Origin of the sequence: Mycobacterium riyadhense (genome assembly GCF_963853645.1) — a bacterium.
Taxonomy (GTDB): Bacteria; Actinomycetota; Actinomycetes; order Mycobacteriales; family Mycobacteriaceae; genus Mycobacterium; species Mycobacterium riyadhense.
Window position 1 is genome coordinate 316,788 of sequence record NZ_OY970457.1, and the last position, 20,764, is coordinate 337,551.

A 20,764-nucleotide genomic window follows, 5' to 3' on the forward strand; every position below is an offset into this window, starting at 1 on the left:
GGGATAGCTAGATGCACGCAAAGCCTGGAACGCCCTACTGCGGCTTTATGACTCGCATTGTCAAAGGCGCTAAGGGACGCAAAACACGGCAACTGTATCTGCCGCGGACCGGCCCGCACGTTCTTGTCACCGCGCCCACTGAGACTGGTAAGACGCGGAGGCTGTTAGCGCCTGCGGCGGTCTTGTGGGGAGGCCCAGCCGTGGTGGTCTCATCGAAAGACGACCTGATGCAACTGGTGATGCAACGCCGGTATGGGCCCAAGGCAGTCGTTGATCTGCGACCGATCGCGAGTCCGGCGTACCCGCACGGGGTGGAACCTGCAGTTTATGACCCCACGGCCACTATCTTCACTCCGACTGAGGCGCTGACGGTGGCAGAGACGATTATGCAGATGGCCACCGTCGGTCTGGGGTCGGGGGCCGACCAGGTCTCTGACGGCGGGGTGTGGGAGTCGCAAGCTGCTGGCCCGCTTGCCGCGTTCTTGTATGCGGCGTCACCGATGGGCAACAACGAGGGCATGGACTGGGTGCTGCGTGCGGTGGACAACATCGACACCACCAGCAAGGAAGCCGGCAAGAAACCTGGCTGGTTACAGGCTGCCGCGATCTGCCACCGCTACGAAGTGTTGGCCATGGGTATGACCCGTATCTTGGAAATGGAGCCACGTCAGCGCGATTCGGTGGCAATCACGATGCGTAAGGCCATCACTCCGTGGCTTAGAACAAGTTTGTTGGCCGCCGACGTCGCCGATTTCACCGCAGCATACGATCCGGCGTTCCTTGATGATCCACAAGCGACGCTATTCGTCCTTGCCCCGGCAGATGGCACCGCGGCCGGGGCGGCGGTCACCCTTCTTGACTCCCTGGTGAGGCGATGGCGAGAGAAGACTTCCCGCCGCGAGCAGATGCACCGGCTGTTGATGGTCATCGACGAATTGCCCAATACCGCCCCGATTCCCAATTTGCGACGTATCGTCGGGGAAGGCCGCGGCTTGGGGATCAACATGGTGGCTGCGGTGCAGGCATCCTGCCAACTCGATACCGTCTACGGGCCGCTCTACGCCCACGAACTGCGCCACATTTTCCCGGTGAATGTGATTATGTACGGCGCGCACGAAGAAGAACTACTCGCGCCGGCTGAGGACTGGTCTGGGCTCACGCTGCGCCGCCCACAAAGCTACGGACAAGCAGATGGGCACAAGGGCCTCAACAGTGAATTGGGATCGGGGCTACGCTGGCAAGAACTGCTACCGCCCGATCGTGAACACGCGCGCCTCATCATCAAAGGCGGCCTGGGACACTGTGTAGAGATCCCTGATTGGACTGTCTTCCGAACCAGATATGACGCAGCGGCTAGTGCCTTGCTGGCTCGGGCAGCTAAGGCGACGAACCCTCGCATCCCAACACCGCTGCCATAGCGGTGGTTTCGAGTGACATTCCCACCCGTTACCGAGTACAGGCCGACGCGGCAAGCGCCCGTAACGGATGTTGCGGGACAGTGCTCGGCATCAACGCAACGTTGTGGCCGCCGGCGCGCTAAGGGGTTGCACAGCGGCGCTCGTGATGCCGACCGCGACCGCGCCCACCATCCATACCGATCCAATGAGGCAGGACGCTAAAGCGATCAAGACGTTTTTGGTTGACTGCATGGATTGGCTGATCTGGGTGGCTGGGCTGAGGTCGGCGACCGATTCGGGGTCGGCTGTTTCGAACACCGCCGGCGCGGTGAGGTCATCGGGTTCGAGGGCGAGGTTGAAGTCGACGGCAAGTGGCGGCGGGGTTAGGGGCCACCAGCTTGCAGAGCCGTCAATGGCAAGCCAGCCGTTGAGGACTCCGTAGATCCCGGCTGCGGCGAACGTGGCGGGGATTTGGGCGGTCAGGTAGGGCGCGACGAGGGTCGTGCTGAGTGAATTATCGGGTGTGTAGAGCAGTGCGGTCAGAGTCCCGATACCGAAGGCAGTCCACAGCAGAGCCGGGACCGGGTAGGCGCGCAGTCGGTCGGGGATGAGTGTGACGATTTGTCGGTAGAGCAGCTGGCCGAGCGGCCAGCCGATGGGTGCGGCCAGGGCGCACAGCAGCACTATGAATCGTTCGCCTACCACCTCGATGGTGGTGCCCTCACGCGCCCACAGCGGGTGGGTCGGGTTGTCGTCGTAGGGGTTTGGCCTGGCCCCGGCTGTTCTGCGGATCCGTTTGCGGATTTGCCGGTTCAGTAGCTCGGCGCGCCGCTTCTGGATGTTCGAGATCCCGGCGTACTCGGCGATCCATTCGCGGCGCAGCTCGTCGTAGCGATCAGGCATTTCACGAACCATTATCTGTACTCCTATTGTCTTAGCTGCTTTAGTCTGGCATGATACGGCTGGTATGGAGCAGGGAGCAATGGCTGGCGGCGCACTGGCCGCCCCCTTGGGGACAAGGACCGTGATGATCATGATGGCTGGGCTGCTCGCCGCCCTATTTACCCAGCTAGCTATCGTGCTAGTGGTCTGCGGCATCCTGGGCTGTGCGCCGCGGACATGCCCGCAGATCGGGCCAGGGCCGTCTCGGAGCCCGGGCTGGCCAGGTACCCGATATGAGCAACACTGGAACAGTTCGGGCACCGGGCCGGCGTTGCAGGTGCTGGCCGCCTCGACGCCGGCGTGGCCGGGCATACGGGCCGGCCACGTGTACGGATCCGCCGTGCAGGGACGCGCGGTCGTGCCGCAGGCCGCTTTAGCGAGGGAGTCGGCACCGAGGCAACAGCGGCGCCAGCTCAGTGAGCGCGGGCACCGCGTGATTGTGCATGGGGGTCGCAGATGAGCGCGGTCGAGTCTGACGATGCGTGGGCGGCCAAAGTGGTCAATTTCGGCCGTGATGACGGCGCCGATGCCGGTGATGCCGTGATCGACGACGAGATCAACGTTGCCGACCTGATGGCCGAGGATGACTGTGGCGCTGGGACTGCGGCGCACGAGCCAGTCGACCTCGACGTGTCCGACAAAGCGGTCGACAAGGGCAGTCGCTTTGACCACAAGGTGGCTTGGCGCTTTGGAGGACTCGTGGCCGCCGGTGTCATCGCGACATTGGTCAGTGCGGTGGTGTTTTACTGGCCCGACTCGAGATCCGGGCCGCCGATCGGGGGGTCCCTCGGTGAGCCCCAGGCGGTAGCGGTCGCCAAACCGGCGCCCCCCACCGCAGCGGGTGCAGCGGCCGGCGTTGACCGTGCGTTGCCGTACGCCGCGGATGCGCAGGGTTCATGCGCGCCGGGATCGACTCCTGCACAAACAATGTCGGGAAATGATCCGCGTAATGCGTTCAAGTGCGTACGCGCGGGCGGTGACGGCCAGACGATCTCCATCGATCTTGGCCGCACGTACGTCATCACCGCGATATCAATTACCCCGGGCTGGATCGGCAAGGACGCGAGCGGTGTGTCGCAGTGGTCGCAGCATCGCGTCGTGACCCTGGTGCAGTACATGTTCGACAACGATCCGACGTCATTGGTTACCCAGGACACAAAGAATGTCCACGGCGAGGCGGTTCAGCCGATCAAACATCAGCTGGCGTCCAAGATTCAGATTCTGATTCGACAGACGTCGCGTCCGCCCGCTGAACCGCCGCAACCCTCGGCTGCGCCCGCACCAGTTGCACCCGGATTGGGGCCCATCTTCAGCGACGGCGCGCCCACGCCAGCGCTAACGCTAGATCCGGTCACTGGCCAGCCAACTGATGGCAACTCCGATCCAGTCGATGCGACGTTTGCTATCAGCAGCCTGAAAATCCTTGGGCACGAGGCGGTGTGATGGTGAGTACACCACGCGGGGGGCGGCTGCGATGAGGCTGAACAACACCTGGAGCTCGCGGCTGTCCACGTCGGCATCGACAGCCACGAAAGTCGGCCGCTTGACACTGATCTGTTTGGCGGCCCTTGGCGGGTTACATGTGTTCTGGCAGTTCATGTTTGGGCAGCCCCCTGATGTTGTGACCCCAGCGCGCTCGGTCGTCAACAAATCTTCGGTGGTCAGCGCATTCGCCCAAGATTATGTCGCGACGTGGCTGACAGCGACTGCGAGCAACTCTGCGGCGCTCACACAGTTCGTCTCGGTCAACGTCAACGATCTCAGGCTGCCCTCGACCCAGGCAGTGGTGATTAGCGCACCCACGGTGGTGGCTGTGACCTATGAAGGGGACGCGGCCAAAGACGGTAACTGTGAGGTGTTTTCGGTGGTTGTCGGTGTCAACGAACGTCCCTACGAATCTGCGTCGCCCGCCCGCGCGCTCTATCGGGTGCCGGTGCTGTGGTCTAAGCTTGGGCCGCGCGCTGCGAGTTTGCCGGCCCGGGTGGAGGGTCCAGGCCCGGGCGCCGACTTGCCGATGGCCTATCCAGCCACGCTGGCTGCCTCGGACAATGCGTTTCAAGTGGTGTCGGGATTCATCTCGGCCTACCTGACCGGCGACGGCAGCGTGGACCGCTACGTGACGTCGGACTCCAAGCTGGTCGGTCTGGGCAAGGTATACCAGGAGCAAACCGACACCCAAGGGCATCGGATTCCCTTGGTCACGGGGGTGAGCGCTACCTCAACGCCGCCGACCACACCAGCAGAAGGCCAAGCGATGCGCGTGTTGGCGCAAGTGGTGGCGGTGACAGCGCAATACGCCGAGGTACACCTGGTCTATCCCCTCACACTGCGCGGCGTGGGTGGCCATTGGTCGGTGGCTGCCATCGACCGGGCACCGGTGATGTCGCAGGCCGATGACCTAGTACCGATCGTGGCCGCCGCCTCAGCACAAGCGTCCAGGTAGCAAAACCGCGACCCGGCAACTCTCACGTTAAGGAAAAACAATCATGATCGAAACGGTCGTTGCTTCAGCGGATTTAGTGAACGCCATCCCCTCACTGTGGGAGGCGATCAAGGTGCCGGCCTCCATCGCGCTACTCATGACGGGAACCGCAAGCGCAATCTTTAGTTTGCACAGAGGCATCGGCACCGCTGCGGGCAAGCTCATCGGCGCAATGGCGCTCGGAGCATTGGTCTTAGGCGGGGCGGGTCTGATGCATTCGTTCAAGGCCACCCTCGATCGCCATACCGGTGGCGTGACGACAGGTCAGTACGGCAGTTAGGTAGGCGCAGGAATAACCAGCAGGAGCCGGACGTGACGATCACAGACGAGGGGATCGACTCGACAGCACAGGTCTTCGCCGATGTGCTCGACTTCCCGATTTATGTGTCGCATCTCGACGACACCACCCGAATTCTGTTCGGGCCGTGGCGCGGATGGGATTTCGCGACGGCGTTGATCGGCGTCGGGCTGACCTGCGCGGGCATCTATTTCGGTTTCGAGTCGGGGTATGCGGCATGGATCGCGGTGTTCGGCGTCGCGGCCACCGCCGGCCTGACCTATCTGGCACGACAGATCCCGATCAGCCGACCATCCCCGTGGTATCGGATGTGGTGGCTACTGAACTGTGCCATCGGGACACAACGTCGCGCAGCGACACGGGGCCAGCGCGACCCATGGGTCTCGCCGCCGAAAGCGGTGATCGACAACCTGGTATTCACTCGGGCGGGGGTGTATGCGGAGTTCATTCTGGCCGGCCAGCCCGGCGGGATGATGCCCTATGAGGTCAAACGCGCTGTGGCCAAAGCCCATCGCCCCCTGGTGCGTCAACTGCCCTCGGGCATGGTGTTTTGGGGCATGTCGCCGCGCGTCGACCCGATGCGGATGAAGCAGCGCCTGCTGGGCGAGTTTTCTCACCACGACACCTGGGTGCGAGAAGCCCGCCAATGGGATCAGTACTTTGACCAGACCGCGTTTTACGAACAGGTTTTCGGGGTGCGCATTCCCGTTGATGCCGGAATGGCCGGACGCAGTGGCGCGGGCGCCATGGCTAAGGCCACGCGGGTGGTGATCGGCCGTGACCACGATGCACCCGAAACACTCGACGGTTACCGAGCCATTGTCGAGGAGATCTTGGCCAAGATCCCCGAGCAATTCCACGCCAAACCGGCAACGGCACGCCAGATCCAATGGCTTTACGAGCGACACTGGACCCGCGGCGCCCAGGACCGCCCCTTCCCCCACGGCGGGGGCGGGCAGCGACGACTTGGGCCCGAGGACTTCACCTGCATACCCGCCGAGTTCGACGAAGGCGACCAACACCGACGCAAACAATTGCGCTCGTGGCCGCGTCGGCACCTTCCCACCTGGAAGGCGATCCTGCGCATCAAGGCAGCCGGCCTGGCCGACAGCTACCAAGCGTGCCTGGTCGTATCGCAGCTGCCGCGCGGGGGACTGGCCTATCCCCGCGCCGAAATCTTGCTCTCGCCCTACGACGTCGATGTGAATGCGCAAGTGGACTGGTACCAGCACGTCTGTACCCGAACACGTGAACAGGAGCTTGCGCGGGTGGATCGCGCGCAGCGCAATATGGAGGACCAGGCGTTTCATTTGTCGGGGCGGCGCGCAAGCAATGCCGACCTGGCGCGGCGGTTTGCGGCAGCCGAACGGTATTCGGCCGCGCTCAATGAGAGCCAGCTTGAACGGGCCACGGAATCGACTACGGTGATCGCGATCGGGTCGACGAGCTCCGCCGACACCGCCCATGCCGTGCAACAGCTCAAAACACACTTCGCCGAGGAGCTAGACACCGCGATAGCCTGCCGGCGGGGCACGCAGACCGCGTTGTGGCAGCTGGGTCATCCAGGCAGTGAGGCGCGAGCCCCGCGGAGCCAGTTCAAGCAGCCCACCACGACCGATCAGTGGTCGCGGTTCTCGCCACTGGTGTCGGCCGAACTGGGCCACAAGACGGGAATCTTATTGGCACGCAATCTGGCGACCCGCTTACCCAGCCCGGTCTTCGTCGATCTGGAGGGAAGCGTCGACCGCCGTGTTGCACCGGGGATGCTGTTCATCGGGGCCTCCGGTGGTGGCAAATCCGAGGCAGCCAAACGCATCACTGACGGGTTGCTCAAGCGTGGACATCAGGCGTCGATCATTGATTCGGGAACGATGCGCGAGTGGGTGCCCGCGCTGGCCCATCATGGCGATCGGATCGCGGTGATCGATCCCGCCGGCGCCGAGTGGTCGATGGACGGGTTGCGAATTTTCCCACGGGACACCGCCGTAGAGCACACCCTTGATCATTTGCTGCCCATGATGGGTCAAGAGGCCAACTCCACGGTCGCGCGCCAGATGCGCCGACTGTTGCGCCCCGATCAGCGTGTTGCCGAGACCCTGGGTGCGTTGGTGCGTTACCTCAACGGATTGGGCCGACAAGACTACGCCGAGTACGCGGAGCTGGCCGATACGTTGACCTACTGGTCAGAGATGGACTACCTGCGGGCGATGTTCGACGAATCGTTGCCTGTTCCGCCGATTGCCGAGAAAGACGCGATCATCTGGCTCACGGCTGATCTGGAGCTGCCCGACATCGCCGAAACCGACGAGCTGCACTTGTACAAGCGCCAGACCGCCCGTGCCCGGGCAGGTTTGGCGATTTACGGGATGATCGCATCGCTGACGCGGCTAACGTACACCGACCCGGTTCGACGACGGGCTAACGCGTTTGGCTGGTTTGTGGCCGAGGAAGCCCGCACGTATTTCGCGTCGCCAGTCGGCCGCAAGGACGCCAAACGTATCGCCACGCAGGGCCGCAAAGAGCATTACGGTCTGATCGGAATCTCCCAGCACGTAGAGGATTTCGATGCTATCGGGCGACAAGAACTGCCGATGCGGGTAATTACGCCGTTCAAACCCACCGAACGCGAGTACGCCCGGGAGTCATTTAAGAAGCTAGGGATCGACCCCGCGGAGTACCCCGAGGTGCTCGATACCCGCACGGTCGACGGCCACGGATATGCCTACTTCCTCGATGATCTTGGCCGCGCCGGGCTCGTCGACTTGCTGCATCCCGTGCAACCCGAACTCGCCCAGGCATTCGACACGCGCTACCTCAACGATCGCGCAAGTGGGCAAGCGGCATGACTCGAGATCTGCTCGCTGCGTGGATGTACACCCACCCACGGCTGCGGCGTGTCTGGGTGATGTTCCAGCTCCTGTGGGGTGGTTCCTTGTTGGCCGTCCTGACAGCGCCACGCGCGGCGGCCGACAGCATCACCACCAGCTTGTCGTTCACTGGGCTGCACGACACCTACGGGCTTCCCATCGGTTCCTTGTTCGTGTCGGTCCTGCCCATCGATGAAGTGATCGGCGCCCAGGGCCATCCGCAATTCGGGGTTTCGCCGCAGACGTGGACGCCGGCGCTTGTCGACGCCCTGACGACAACGCTGACCTATAGTCAGCTCGCGGGATGGCTCGGCCTGGAATGCGCCTTTTTTCTGTGCGTGTGCGCGATCGGTATCTGGTTCATCAAATTCGCGCTTGGCGCGATCTGGCTGGGCTGGTTGGCCGCCGTTGCCTCGCCCATCGTGGCCAACATCCAGGCGCTGGTGGCGCGTTTGCATCTGGTTGCTGGCGGGATCACCGTTTCGCTAGTCGCCGGTGGAATCCTCTGTCTGACAGTCGGTTACGGGACAGGGATGGGAGTCATCGCAGGCGGCCTGCTCGTGGCGCTACTGATGTGGACGCTGCTGGGCGACCCAGCTGGGGACTTGGTCAGCGACAACGGCCTGCTCGGGATGGGCCGCTCATTGGGCTTCACACTGTCGCAGGGCGTGATCCACAACGGGCCCATCGCAGCGGGTGGAACGAGCGCGCAATTGGACACCCTGACCAGCTGGCTGTGTGACGTGCTCACACGCGACATCATCGAACTGATTTCGTTCGGGCAAGTCGTCGACGACATTCCCGGCTGCGCGGAGCTGTTCAATCGCGCGATCCTATCCGGGATCACCTCAGCGCCAGCGCAAGCGATGAAGTCGTGCGCGCCTTCGGCCTATGCGCACTCCCAACAACTCTCGGCGGTCACTGTCGGTCTTTTCGCGTTGGTCATCTTCTTGACGATGGTCGTCCTGGCGGCGTTGGACTACATCGGCTGTGAAGCGTTCCGTATTGGGTTTAAAGCTTTCTGGAATGTCCTGGTGATCGTGCCGGCCGCGGCATTGGCGCTATTCCCCGGACCGACCCGGCGCTTCGCCAAGAAGGCGGCAACGCGGATGCTGGTGCACGCAGCCGAAATGATCGCGGCGACCGGGGGCCTGGGGATCTTGGTGATTCTGATGGCCCAAGCCACACGCGGCACTCTCGCCGGGATGATCGGGATGACCAATCCCTTCCCGAAACTTCTTGTGATGCTGTTGATCTCAGTATTTGGCGCGTTGGGATTTCGTCACATGCTGCGTGCTTTTGGCGATGCCGGCATCCCCGGCCCGATCCGGATGAGCCGCGCAGCGCTCAACACCGCGTGGCGCACCGGGCGAACCCTGGAAGGTATCGACTACACCGGGCGCAAGATGAACGATGTGCGCTCGCGGCTGGCCAACCGCGACAGCCAGCAGCCCGGGCAAGGGCAAGCAGAAACCGGGGGTGTCAGCCAAAAAGCGCCAGGGCGCAAGCCGCACCCGCCCACCTCAACGGGCCGGCCGCCCTCCGGGCGCGCCGGCAACGCGCCGACACGTCCGGGCCCGTCAGGACCAGGACGGGGCCCGGGGAGCTCTGGTGGGAGCACCTTTGCCGGTAATCCGCCTGGGCGCACGGCGTCCCCGGCCCATGCCGGCGCAGCAGCCCCGGCGGCCAACAACGGGCCACGCCCTTTGGCCGCCGGGGGCAGGGCGGCTGTGGCCGAGACAGCGCGCAGCGCGGCAGCGGTGGCCGCCCCCGAATTGGAAGTGCCCGCGGCGGCCGCCGGTGCCCTAGCCAGACGGATGGGCGCCTCCCGACACCGACACCCCGCAGCGGCGCAGCACAGTCAGTCCGCCGCCAATGGCGCGCCCGGGCGCAGTGGGGCGCGACCAGATCCGAGCAACGGCCAGTCCGCCGCGAGGCGACCAGACCGAACGCCGCCGACACCGCCGGGCCGTACCCCGCCGCGCCCGGATCGCCATGAATAGCACCACGACTACACACGGGCCGCGTCAACACGCAAGGAGGGTATTGACCATGACATCAACGTTTGTGTTGGGCCGGCGCGCTCGCTGGGCCACCGTAGAGGTGACCGATCTAGATCCCCAACCGCGTACTCAGCGTCGCGGGCGCGATGCCCCGCGCGGGGCCGCATCGGTAGCCGCTGCCGGGCGTTTCGCCAATCCCTTCGAATCAGAATCGGCCAACCCGGTGGCACGTCTGGGCGGGCTGGTTGAGTTCGCCGTGTGGCTGGCCCGCCGGCGTGAGCTTTTGGCGGACGTGCGCAGGCTGGCCGGGCGAGATCTTGCCTGCACCTGCGCCCTTGATGATCCTGCCTGCCACCGCAACGTGTTGCTAGACGTCGCTAACCCGCCAACGTCGCCATTCGCGGCGGACGGGCGCGCGATGGCGCTGACCTTGCGCAGACCCTGGGCGTCGCTGCTGCTGGTGCCAAAAGAACTGGGGGGCAAGACGATCGAAAACCGCACGTGGGCGACCGACTACCGGGGGCCGATCCTGATCTACGGGGGCACGCGCATCGACACGATCGGTATTGGCGCGGCACAGCGTGCAGGTCTTGACGCCGACTGGCACACCCACCAGCAGGGCTGGTTGGGAGCGGCGGTTCTTGTTGACGTGCACCCGGCCCGTAACCACTGCTGCCAGCCATGGGGCCAGCGGCAGGTCCGTCGCGATACGTCGGTCTACCACTGGGTGTTTGCACACCCGCATCGGCTGGCAGAGCGAACGTGGGGTCGTGGGTTTGTTGGTCTACGACCGACGTCGTGGTCGGTTCTCGTGCGCCGCAGCCTCCTGCAGCACCATCAGTCGAGGGGAGACCTACAGCCGTGACGACTGCAATTACTGATGAGAAGCGGCGTGAAGAAGCCGCCGAGCACGTCGCGCGTCGGCGCGAGCGTCAGCGCCGAAGTGTGCTGGTGTTGCGTGTCGATGTACTTGATGAGCTCTACGCCGCCGGTGCGCCAAGGCAGCCGGCGCAGCCGACAATTATTGATGTCGCAGCGTTTTTCGGGATTGACAGCGGCCCGCTGACGACTCTTGTCCGGCGGTTCGGCGATGAATTCCGTGAGGATGGCTGGCAGCCGATTCACCCAGACAAGCCCGGGTGTGACCTGTGGACCGACGAAGCGATGCTTCGCGCTGCGCTTCTGTTAGACACCGGGGTGGGCGCCAAGTCCGAAGTGGCAGAACAAATCCGATACCACCTGGGCTGTGGTCGGCTGCCGCTGGCGTTTTCCATCAGCGATTCGCGTCTGGCCCAGTGCGCGAGGCTCTACGAGAAGGCCCAAACCGTGGTCGGAGATGTGCACGGCGACCAAGGGCCCGCCGAGATTTGGCGTGACCTTCAGGACACGCCCCGCTACGATTTGCAAGCCCTGGTGATCGCTTTGGCGGCCATGGTGCCCGACGATCAGCAGGGGGTGGGTCGCTACCTGTGTGAAGTGTCCACACGGCCAGGGCAGCCAGGTAGTCGGGAGCGGGGGCTGGCGTTAATGATCCCGCGGCGCACCAAGCTGCTCAAACGTCGCCGCGGCCGCGGGGTCGAGCCTGAGGCTTGCCAGCCGGGCGGTTTCGCGGCCACCGCGCAGCGATGACCACCGCCGATACGCTGCAGCTGCGTGAGCAGTTGCTCGCTACTCTGCGCCGAAGCCCGCGCCCGGTGTCGACGACAGAACTGGCTGCCCGCATGCCATGGAAAGTCGAACGCAGCGAATACAACTGCACGGTTCTACGCAATCCGAGCAGGCCGATTGCGGGCATGGAAGTGGTTGAATGCCATCGCGATTGGCATGTTGTCCAGTACCGGCGGACCGCTCACGGCTATACCGGCATCTACCGGCATCTACGCAGCCTCGAACAGCAGGGGTTGGTCCGGCGCGCCCTGCGACAGGGACGCAAACGAGTGTGCTGGGTTTGCGTCGACGCCGATCGGCCATCGGTGGAGATAACCAAGTAATTCAGGTGGGACAAAGTGGCTTTAGGTTTAGGGAAGGAAATGACAATGGCTATGCCCTCCACAGGTTGGTCGATGGTCATGACTCGTGTTCTGGCAGTGAGCATTACCTTCAGTGTGGGTGCGGCAAGTTTTGCGCTGTCGTTCACCGCGCTACGCGATCTGTACGCGCGAGGTCACATCCCCGCTGGGCAGGCCTGGCTGTTCCCGCTGATGGTCGATGGGGCAATCTTGCTAGCCACTCTTGGGGTCGTGGTGATGGCAGGAGATCCTCAGAGCCGCAACGACCGCCGATTCTTTTGGCTGGTGCTGTGCGCCGGCGCGGCCGTGAGTATCGCCTGCAATGCGCTACACGCGGTTCTTGCGCCCGATCAACCGCTCAACGCCTGGCTTCGGGGCTTATTGGCTGCTGTAGCCCCGGTCTGGTTGTTGGTCACCACCCACGGGCTGACCTTGTTGCTGACGCGGATGCGCCGACGGTCCACGCCAACGACACGACGTCGCGTCGACGATCACAACCGCGAATTGATAGCCGACTCAGTCGTCGGCGACACCAGCAGCGCCTCAGTAGCCCGCTCAGGCCAGCTCGACCAACCTGCGGACGCGCATTGCGCCAGTCCCACCGGGCCGCCGACAGGGGCAGATGAGGACGTGTTCGACACTCCCGCGGACAGCCGGTGGCCCGCAGTAGCAGCCAGCGTGCTCGACGAGTTGAAGCTGCGGAATGTCGACCAAACAGAGGTCGCACAAGTGCTGTATTTGAGCTATGAGCGCGCTCGAGCCGATCGTGAAATTGGGCGCACGCTCGGCCTCGACCACCACACAGTTGCCAAGATCGTGCGCGCTGCGGACGCACTCGTACGGCGGGAACACCACGAAAGGATGCTCGCAGCGTCCTAAGGTCGCAGGCACCATCCCTGATGATCGGAAACGGACTCAGGCGCCTCACATTTGGGATGCTTAACCACAGATTATGAGAAGCACAACGCGACGGCTCAACCAAGCAGTGAGCCACGGGACACGATGGTAATGGTGTGGGTTGATGAGCAGGGGTTGTCGGCCGCGGGTGCGCGGTTGGCGCGGACGAGCCAGACCTATGTGCCGGCGGTGGCGCTGGCCCCGGGTGTGGATATGACCTCGGTGAGTGCGGCGCAGCATCTCAACGCGGTGTCGGCGGGGTTGGTGGCCCGGCTCAACCACGCCAATGTGTTGCGCGAGCTCGGTGGGCAAGCGGTGATCAACACGGCCACGATGCTGGCCAGCCAAGACGACGACAACGCCGCAGCGATCGCCAACGCAAGCATCACCACCGACGCGGTCGGCGGGCTGATGAGCGTGCCGCACGTGCCGGCCCCCCCGGTGCCCGACATCCCGCAGATCCCCGCCGCGCTGGCACCCTTGCCCGGCGAGGCCCATTCGCGCGCGCTCTACGGCGGGCCGGGATCGAGCAGCGTCTACCAGTTCGCCCAGCAGTGGTCACGCCACGGCGATCAACTGAGCACCCTGGCCGACACGCTCAACAACACCGCCGAGGCCATCGATCAGCACTGGGACCGCGGCCGACAGCAGGCCGGCGCTAACACGGTGCGCCACGCGAGCTGGGTCGCCGAAATGAGCCAGCACGCCCGCAGTTTGGCCGGGTATGCGCGCATCGTGGCCGAAAGTTTCGACCGGGCCAAAGCCGACACCCCCAGCCCCGAGGAATTCGGCCAGACCCGCACCAAGCTGACCAACGCCATGCAGCACTACGCGGCCACCAAAGGCGCCAACGCCACCGAAGTCCAACAACTGACCCAGCAATACGCCGACCAGCAAGCCCAGGCCACCCACGCCGTCACCGGCTACCACGGCCAAATCACCACAGCCTCCATCCACACCGACACCACCGGCAAAGACGCACCCCCCATCGCCGGCGGCGGCAAGGATTCGCCGCCGCCGGCCAGACCGCTGGATTCGACGAAGTGGAAGCCCGGCGACAAACGACACATGCCGTACATTGCGGGGCGCGGTGGGGTGGGGCCGCCGAACCCTCCAGACGCCCCACCGTGGATCGAGATCGGGCAATACTCGGGGAATTGGGTGCGTTCCGATGAATTGCCCGGTGTGAAAGTGATGGAGCCGAACGGTATCAGGCCGGCACCGGTCCACGACGAACACGGCAACGAGATCGCCTACATCGAATTGGGTCCACATACCGGTGTGTGGGCGCCGCAGTCGGATTTTCCTGGTGCCAAAATCTATCCGCCGGGGTCGGATGCGTTGCCGCCGTATGGCTACGACGAATGGATTCCCGGTTCGGGGATCTACCTGTGGCACGGGGATATGGTTCCGGAACCATACAACCTGAGAGCGCCGCTGGTGCCGCCTCAGACATTCCCACAGTAGAGCGGCCGCACATTCGGTCGCGGCGTGCGGTGCCGTCGTCAACGAGATTCATGACGGGGGCCTACCCGTGGAGAAGCAACCATCGGAGCGACTGTTCACCGTCCAGGCCGGGCTTTTTCGTTTGCCCTGACTTGTTAGCGTTGGCGGCCCGTGTCGTGGCTTTGGTCGGAGTCGGTCATTCGGCGCGACAGCTCGTTGTGTACCCGGAAGCTGGTGTCGTGCTGAGTGCGTAGGCGGCGGCGTTCGGCGAGGGCTTGGGTGACGTCGTCGGGAAGGATGTCAGGGTTGCAGCGATCGGCTTGTTCGAGTACAGGGTCTCGGTCGGGTTGGTGTCGGTGTTGCGGTATGCGCGTGTTGAGGCTGAGCACCGATGACCAGGGTAGGTCACGGTGCAGGAGCTTGAGGAGCCGAGCAGCGGGCGGGGGCGGCCACCCAGGATGGTCACCGTCGATGAGCAGCAGCCGGGCCTGGTGTTGTGCTGCGTGTTCGGCCAGGTCGGTCAGGACGGCAGGATCTGCCGTTGCGGCGCGGTCGACCACGATGGTCGTGGTCGGGCTGAGTTCCTTGTGGCCGCGGGCGATTTGCTCATGGATGTCGGTCAGGGTGAGGGCGTGATCGGTGATGTTGGCGTTTTGAAGCCGATCGATTCCTTCTTGCAGTGGGCTGCACCAGATGGTCTCGTGGCCGTTAGCAGCTGCGGCAGTGTTGAAAACGCGTAGGGCAGCTAGGGCTGCTTGGCCATCGCTGGCGTGTAAAGCGGTGACAGTGAAGCCATTGCGGGCGGCTTTGGTGATACTGCGTGCGGTCAGTTCGGGCAGGTGAGCGCTGGCGTCGGGCTCGATGATGAATCCGCGTTGGATGTGGTAGTCCCCGGCTGCGCGCAGCATGTCGATTTCGGTGCGCAGCTCCTCGAGCTGGTCGAGGATGTGGTCGGCGTTGCGGGTTTCGGCTTCGGCGAACGCGGCGGCTGCGGCGGCTTCGGCAGCATCGAGGTCGCGGTGTAGTTGGTTGGTGCGACGGCGCGCGGCGATGAGCGCCTGGTCGTCTTCGTCTTGCGCCTCGGCAATGATTTTGTCGACGTCCTCGCCGCTGATGATGTTGTCTACCCCGCCCGCGGCGTGTGCTCGGGCGGCGAGGGCTTCGCTCAAGGCAACCTGGTAGCGCTCGGCTGGCGAGGTCGTGGGGACGGCGAGTTGGCACGTTTGGATGTCAAGTTTGGCCGAGGCGATGTCCAGGGGGTCGGCATCGGGCTGGGCCTGCAGTTCACGCAGCTGTTCGCGTGCCCACTCGAGGTTGCGCAGTGAATCCTCGTATCCGACGTCCACGTCGGCCCATTCGGCGATGACGTGTTGCACGGCCATCAGGTAGGGGCGATCGGCGTCGGCGCGTTGGCGCAACTCTGCGATGCGTGGGGTGGCGCGGCGCATCGCGGGTCCATCACCGATAACCACTTGCGCGCGCAGGGTTTTCTCGTCGGCAAGCGCTTGGTGGTATTGGGCGCGCAGGGCGTTGACGTTGGCGACGGCGGGTCCGACAGGGCGGGCCAAGGGGCGCTCGGTGAGGAGGTCTTCGAAGGTGAGGCCGTCGTCGTCGCTGCGGGTGAAGTAGTCGAGAGGGTCGGGGGGCGGGGTCTGGATCTGATCGGCAGGAATGAGGCTGCCGCCGTAGCCCAGTCCGAGCTTGTCGAGGAGCGCGTCATCGCTGAGGTGATGGACGGGGTGTTCTGGATCAGCGACGTGGTGGCGTAGCGCCTCGTCTTCATCAGGGGAGAGCGGGATATCTGTGGGGACGGGAATGTCGAAGTGGTCGTAAGGGCTCTGGCTCGCGAACAGGTCGATCGAGTAGGTCAGCAGTTGGGCGTATTCGTCGGGCCGTAACGGGTGGTCGTGGTCGTCGTCGACGTCGCGCAGATGTTCGGCGGCGACGTGGAGCAGGTCTAGTGGTGTCCAGCGGGCGGGGTCGGCGGCGTCGATGGCGGCCACCAGGCGGCCGAATGCCGGGTCGGCGGCGATGGATTCAGCGATCGCGGTGCCAAAAACGCGGTGCAGGTCGGGCAGCCAGGCAGGACGCAGGTAGTGGGTGGACTTGTCGAGCGCGGCTGGTTGCAGTCGGCCGGCCAGTCGCCACCACAGCGCGGCGCCGGGCATTTGATCGGGAAGCGGACCGTCAGAGGCGGCGTCACCGAGAAGTTGGGGCAGGATGACGTCGGTCCGTGCGACGCAGGCCAGATGCGCAGCGAGTTGGGGCCAGTAGGGGTCGCGGCGTACGCGGGGGTCGATGGCGTCGACGAGGGTGTTGAACCGGGTGGTGTCGGGGTCGCGGCGCCCGAGGTGTTGGGCAGCGAGTTGGTCGAGCTGTTTTTGTGCGCGCCGGTCTCGGGCGGCATATTGCTCGGGCCCGGTCAGGCGGGTGTCGGCGTCGGCGATGTCATGGCTGGCGCGGAATACCGCGATCTCGGCGCGGACCCCGGGTGTGCCCGCCAGCAGGGGACGCGCCCAGCGCGGCGCGGTCGTGGCGTCCCAGTGTTTGGCGGTGTGACGGATGAATTCGGCATAGGTCGCCACGACATCGTGGCGGGCCTGCAGGTAGTCGGCCCAGTCGGGATTCTCGGTGAGGGCCTCAGGAATGGCGGGCAGCCAGCGCAGCGGCCCGACTCCGGTGCAGTGTTCACCGCTGTTGTCGAGGCGCCAGTCCAACACCGCGGCAGGATCTAGCGCGGTGTCGAGTTCTCTTCGTTCGGCGACCTGGGTAAGCCGCGGGATGGGGTCGTGGCCGTTGACGGCGAGAATCGCCAGGTGCAGGCGCAGGATCGGCCAAGCCGGCATACTCGTCAGGTTCGGGTAGACCTGATCGGCGCTCGCGTCGATGGCCGCCATCACGACGCGTCCGAGCCGATTTTCAGCTAGCGCGCCCACAGCGTGGACGTAGGCCCGTGCCGCGTGGCCAAGGCGCAAGAAGGGATCTTCGGCGTGGCGTTGCTCGGTGGTGGCCGATACCTGCGAACCGTCGTGGGATAAGACGCGCTCGAGGACGTCGATCGCGGTTTTGGGGTGGGTGGCTTTAGGGGTCAGAACGCGGTGGGCGTCGGTTTCGGCCGTCGAAATGCAGATGTGGTTTTCGTCAGTGGCGCGACTGAGCGCGGTGTAGAGCTGCTGGCGGGTCAGATTGTCGGCACCGACGACATAACAGGTCCCGGTGGTCGTCTTATTGCCGAAAGTCATGCCCTGACTGGAGTCGATGGTCGAGGCGTAGCCGAGAGTGACGTAGCTGCGCACGTACCAGGCCGGCAGGGTGGCTTTGTGCCCGGTGTCCAGGCGGGACACGGTCAGCGCGCCGTCGCGGCTGACTTTGTCCACGCGCCACCGGTAGCCGTTGCGGACGAAATCACGCCCACCGCCCAGGCGCAGGCTGCGCTTGTTACGCCGGGTGGCCACGGTGTCACCGACTGAGGCGCGCAGCCCGTCGCAGAGGGCGACTTCGCGCGTGTCGGCGGGACAGACCCGCTCGGGGGCGCGCGTTTGTGCCAGGAGTCGGTCGAGGCGGGCACGTTCGTTGAGCTGCGCGACGATCGCGTTGGTGGGGGCCAGCATGGCGGTGTCGTATCCGCGGGCTTTGTCGGCGGCCCACCGCTGGTAGACCATGTCGATGATGGTGTCGTCGGAGCCGACGTGGATGCGGTGATTGTCGGCGTAGAACGCCAAACCTGCAGCGTCGCCTTCGCGTAGGGCCAGCCCGGCTTGGGCTTCGGCGCGGGACTTGAACCGCACGACTTCGGTGAGGTTCAACGCCCCGTAGGTGGTGTCGAGGTCACGCAGGACGCCGCCAGCACAGACCGAGGCGAGCTGTTGATCGTCACCAACCAGGCGCACGCTGGCGCCGCGGGCCAAGGCGGTGGTGATCACCGCGTCGAGTTGCAGGGTTGAGGCCTTGCCGGCTTCGTCGACGATGATCAGCGTGGATTCGTCGATGGCATCGAACCAGGCGCGGGCGGGATCGTCGGTGGCGTCGGGATTGCGGTGCAGCCAAATGAATTTGTCGACGGTGTCGGTGTCGGTGTGGATGTCATCGCGCAGCAGTTGGGCTTGGTTGGCCCCAGGGCAGAGTCCGATCACGCGCCCGCCGGATTCCTCCCAGGCACGGGTCAGGGCCGCCATCGCGGTGGTTTTGCCCGAACCGGCGGGAGCCAACGCCAGTTGGACACGCACACCTGAGCACGCCATTTCCCGCACCACGGCCTCTTGCCCGGGGTTTAGCGCGCGGCCGCGGGTCGCTTTGTGCTCAAGGAGCGCCATTTCGACGGCGTTGGCCGAGGCGCGTCGCCCATCAGCGCGGCCGGCGGCATCCAGGACACGTTTTTCCGCGGACAGGATCGCGGTGCTGGTGAACAGGTGGGTGCCGTGGGTGCTGTAGACGCTGGCGCCATCGCGGCGACGCAAGATCTCCGGTTCACCTAGGTCGCTGTCGCGCACGCGGGCATGGGGCAGGCTCAGCGGCGCCGACAACGCCACTGCGGTGATGCGGTCAGCCAGCGACCGATCAGTCGCCCACCCGGCTGCACGTACGCGGCGTTGCGCTTCGGCGTAGATGTGAGTGTGTTGCCAACTCGAACGTGTCTCGCACACGGTGTCGACGACGATGCCGGCCTGCCCAGCGATCCACTCGTCGGTGACATCAGGGACGTGGCGGCGCTTGGGTGTGCGCGCATTGACCAGCATCGCCGACAGTGCGTGTTGGCTGCCTAGGTGCGCGATGGCCTGGGTGCGCCACATCTGCCGCTGTTCGGCCAGCGACCGTGGTTCGTGTTTGGCGGTGCGGGTTTCCAGGTTGGCCCGCTCGTAGAGAGCGAGCGCTTCGACGGTCGTCGGCTCGCGGCCGTGGTCGGTTTGAAACTGCTTGGCCAACCCGGTATATCGGTCGTTGATCATCAGCCGCCGCGAGGAGAACTCCTCGCACAAATCGGTGGGAATGTCGACGATCTCACGGACCGCACGCTTACCGCGTTCGGGGGCGGGGCGTTCGGCATAGACCAGTCCGGCGAGCTCGACGGAATAGGCCTCGATGCGCGTGTTGTAGAACTCCGAGGCCGCGACATTGCTTTTGAAGATGGGCCGTCCGTCTAGCGCTAACCACCGGGTGATCCCGTCGGGTCCGCGGCCGCGAACCTTATTGCTGATCGCAACGTGGGTGTGCAGATCGGGATCCCCAGCGCGGCTGTCACGGTGGGTGAATTGGGCTGCGATGAACCCGTCGACATCGATTTGGGCGACTCCTTGGGCGCGCATCCGTGTGAACGCTGCGTTGTCTTGCAGCCATTCCAGGGTGTCGGCAACGGCCCGTTCGTGGCATTCCTCAAGAATTTTCCGCAGGTCCTCCGGCGCCAATGCCCATAGCACCGAAAAGCTTTTCACCGGGCTAAATGTCAAGTCGTAGCCCGCCGTCGACGTGGTCTGATCACGCGACTGCGTGGCGATGAATCCGGTTAGTTCCCGCTCATCAGCTGGTGGGCGACCGTAGGTTTCGGCGAAGAGTTCTCGCGCGATCCTGGTGCGCATCTGGGCGCGCAGCGTCTCATCGATCGGCGCGTTCCACGCCCGACTGTTGCTCAGATTGTGGTCGCGGTAGGCCACCGCGAGCCGTCGCTGCAGTTCGGTGGACGCGTCGTTGATCACGAACGGCCGGCCCAGTCGCACAGCCTGGTGCGCGGCAGCTTTCGGAACGCCTTGGGAGATCAACAGTTCGGAGATCGCCCCGGCGTTGGGGTGCAGGCCTAGACCGAAAAGCTCCTTCATGTGATGCTCGCTGACTTGCGCGCCAGGCTGGATTCGCCACATCGACTCTTCAAGATCGGTGACCCAGGTCCGCGAGGGCGGCTCGGCCAAACCGGAAAGTCCACGGCCCACCCAGCGGCCCGGTGATTCGCCCTTTTCGGTGTAGTAGTCGCCTAGCGTTGTGCGCCCACGTTTTTCGGCGTCGTGCGCGGCGGTTTGCCGGATCAGATACAGGTATCCGTCTCCGGCGGTGAGCTTGTGGACGCTCATCATGGCCGCATCACCGCCCGACCATAAGTCAGAGTGCGAACACTTCCAGCGATCCTAGAAAGCAGCAACCTCGCGACCGGGCTCTACCAAAACGTGACCTAAGTGCATGAGGTGTGTGGTGCGAACGAGGGCCAAAACGAGAGGGAGCAGGTAGAGGACTAGGTGATTGGGGCAGGAGACGAAAGTGGTGCTGAGAGGTCAGGAAGGTCACAGAGGAGCTGGGGGTGCAAAATCGGTTGGTAGCAAACAGCAATGGTGAGGGTGATGGGCTGAGGCGACGAGTCTCGTGCGAGGTGCGGCACCGTGATGGCGGGTGCGTGGAACTTAGGATCGGGAAATGTGTTCGCAGTCGGGGTTAGCATCT

General features: G+C 64.5%; 14 protein-coding genes. 12 read left to right on the forward strand and 2 right to left on the reverse strand.

What is annotated here, in order from left to right; genetic code table 11:
- Positions 1-47: 47 nt before the first annotated feature.
- Positions 48-1,418 carry a type IV secretory system conjugative DNA transfer family protein gene (locus AADZ78_RS28335; RefSeq protein ID WP_249044851.1) on the forward strand — a complete coding sequence of 457 codons (1,371 nt, stop codon included), beginning with the start codon at positions 48-50 and terminating at the stop codon, positions 1,416-1,418.
- 90 nt (positions 1,419-1,508) lie between these two features.
- Here the strand turns inward: AADZ78_RS28335 and AADZ78_RS28340 are convergent, their stop codons facing one another.
- Positions 1,509-2,300, reverse strand: coding sequence for a hypothetical protein (locus AADZ78_RS28340; protein ID WP_139828452.1), 792 nt, complete (start codon positions 2,298-2,300; stop codon positions 1,509-1,511).
- Positions 2,301-2,364: 64 nt separating this feature from the next.
- Here AADZ78_RS28340 and AADZ78_RS28345 point away from each other — a divergent pair, with 64 nt between their 5' ends.
- From AADZ78_RS28345 to AADZ78_RS28395, 11 genes are all read left to right on the forward strand, one after another.
- Positions 2,365-2,799 carry a hypothetical protein gene (locus AADZ78_RS28345; protein ID WP_085248173.1) on the forward strand — a complete coding sequence of 145 codons (435 nt, stop codon included), beginning with the start codon at positions 2,365-2,367 and terminating at the stop codon, positions 2,797-2,799.
- Positions 2,796-3,782: a hypothetical protein gene (locus AADZ78_RS28350; protein ID WP_085248176.1), complete on the forward strand. Its 987-nt coding sequence runs from the start codon at positions 2,796-2,798 to the stop codon at positions 3,780-3,782. The genes AADZ78_RS28345 and AADZ78_RS28350 overlap by 4 nt, the downstream gene beginning before the upstream one ends.
- A 31-nt stretch (positions 3,783-3,813) precedes the next feature.
- A complete protein-coding gene (locus AADZ78_RS28355; protein ID WP_085248177.1) occupies positions 3,814-4,782 on the forward strand; it encodes a conjugal transfer protein in 969 nt (322 codons plus the stop codon).
- Positions 4,783-4,825: 43 nt separating this feature from the next.
- Positions 4,826-5,101, forward strand: a complete 276-nt coding sequence (locus AADZ78_RS28360) for a hypothetical protein (RefSeq protein WP_139828454.1) — start codon at positions 4,826-4,828, stop codon at positions 5,099-5,101.
- 32 nt (positions 5,102-5,133) lie between these two features.
- Positions 5,134-7,965 (forward strand): ATP-binding protein, encoded by a 2,832-nt coding sequence (locus tag AADZ78_RS28365; protein WP_239656898.1) that lies wholly within the window; start codon positions 5,134-5,136, stop codon positions 7,963-7,965.
- Positions 7,962-9,989 carry a hypothetical protein gene (locus AADZ78_RS28370; protein WP_085248181.1) on the forward strand — a complete coding sequence of 676 codons (2,028 nt, stop codon included), beginning with the start codon at positions 7,962-7,964 and terminating at the stop codon, positions 9,987-9,989. The genes AADZ78_RS28365 and AADZ78_RS28370 overlap by 4 nt, the downstream gene beginning before the upstream one ends.
- 49 nt (positions 9,990-10,038) lie before the next feature.
- A complete protein-coding gene (locus tag AADZ78_RS28375; protein ID WP_085248183.1) occupies positions 10,039-10,854 on the forward strand; it encodes a DUF4326 domain-containing protein in 816 nt (271 codons plus the stop codon).
- Positions 10,851-11,618, forward strand: a complete 768-nt coding sequence (locus tag AADZ78_RS28380; protein WP_085248184.1) for a hypothetical protein — start codon at positions 10,851-10,853, stop codon at positions 11,616-11,618. Before AADZ78_RS28375 ends, AADZ78_RS28380 begins: the two co-directional genes overlap by 4 nt.
- The gene (locus tag AADZ78_RS28385) at positions 11,615-11,980 is read left to right on the forward strand and encodes a hypothetical protein (protein WP_085248186.1); all 366 of its coding nucleotides are present in this window, start codon (positions 11,615-11,617) and stop codon (positions 11,978-11,980) included. The genes AADZ78_RS28380 and AADZ78_RS28385 overlap by 4 nt, the downstream gene beginning before the upstream one ends.
- A gap of 78 nt (positions 11,981-12,058) precedes the next feature.
- Complete coding sequence (locus tag AADZ78_RS28390; RefSeq protein ID WP_169726195.1) at positions 12,059-12,877, forward strand: DUF2637 domain-containing protein; 819 nt, start codon at positions 12,059-12,061, stop codon at positions 12,875-12,877.
- A gap of 132 nt (positions 12,878-13,009) precedes the next feature.
- Positions 13,010-14,362 carry a PPE domain-containing protein gene (locus AADZ78_RS28395; protein WP_169726196.1) on the forward strand — a complete coding sequence of 451 codons (1,353 nt, stop codon included), beginning with the start codon at positions 13,010-13,012 and terminating at the stop codon, positions 14,360-14,362.
- A gap of 134 nt (positions 14,363-14,496) precedes the next feature.
- Here AADZ78_RS28395 and mobF read toward each other — a convergent pair whose 3' ends face one another.
- Complete coding sequence (gene mobF, locus AADZ78_RS28400; protein ID WP_085248199.1) at positions 14,497-20,400, reverse strand: MobF family relaxase; 5,904 nt, start codon at positions 20,398-20,400, stop codon at positions 14,497-14,499.
- Positions 20,401-20,764 lie beyond the last annotated feature (364 nt).

Excerpts from the sequence above, each read along its gene's own strand:
- AADZ78_RS28335 (WP_249044851.1), top strand. The coding sequence starts at position 48 with ATGACTCGCATTGTCAAAGGCGCTAAGGGACGCAAAACACGGCAACTG.
- AADZ78_RS28370 (WP_085248181.1), top strand. The coding sequence starts at position 7,962 with ATGACTCGAGATCTGCTCGCTGCGTGGATGTACACCCACCCACGGCTG.
- AADZ78_RS28360 (WP_139828454.1), top strand. The coding sequence starts at position 4,826 with ATGATCGAAACGGTCGTTGCTTCAGCGGATTTAGTGAACGCCATCCCC.
- AADZ78_RS28390 (WP_169726195.1), top strand. The coding sequence starts at position 12,059 with ATGACTCGTGTTCTGGCAGTGAGCATTACCTTCAGTGTGGGTGCGGCA.
- AADZ78_RS28385 (WP_085248186.1), top strand. The coding sequence starts at position 11,615 with ATGACCACCGCCGATACGCTGCAGCTGCGTGAGCAGTTGCTCGCTACT.
- AADZ78_RS28350 (WP_085248176.1), top strand. The coding sequence starts at position 2,796 with ATGAGCGCGGTCGAGTCTGACGATGCGTGGGCGGCCAAAGTGGTCAAT.
- AADZ78_RS28375 (WP_085248183.1), top strand. The coding sequence starts at position 10,039 with ATGACATCAACGTTTGTGTTGGGCCGGCGCGCTCGCTGGGCCACCGTA.
- mobF (WP_085248199.1), bottom strand. The coding sequence starts at position 20,400 with ATGAGCGTCCACAAGCTCACCGCCGGAGACGGATACCTGTATCTGATC.
- AADZ78_RS28355 (WP_085248177.1), top strand. The coding sequence starts at position 3,814 with ATGAGGCTGAACAACACCTGGAGCTCGCGGCTGTCCACGTCGGCATCG.
- AADZ78_RS28340 (WP_139828452.1), bottom strand. The coding sequence starts at position 2,300 with ATGCCTGATCGCTACGACGAGCTGCGCCGCGAATGGATCGCCGAGTAC.
- AADZ78_RS28345 (WP_085248173.1), top strand. The coding sequence starts at position 2,365 with ATGGAGCAGGGAGCAATGGCTGGCGGCGCACTGGCCGCCCCCTTGGGG.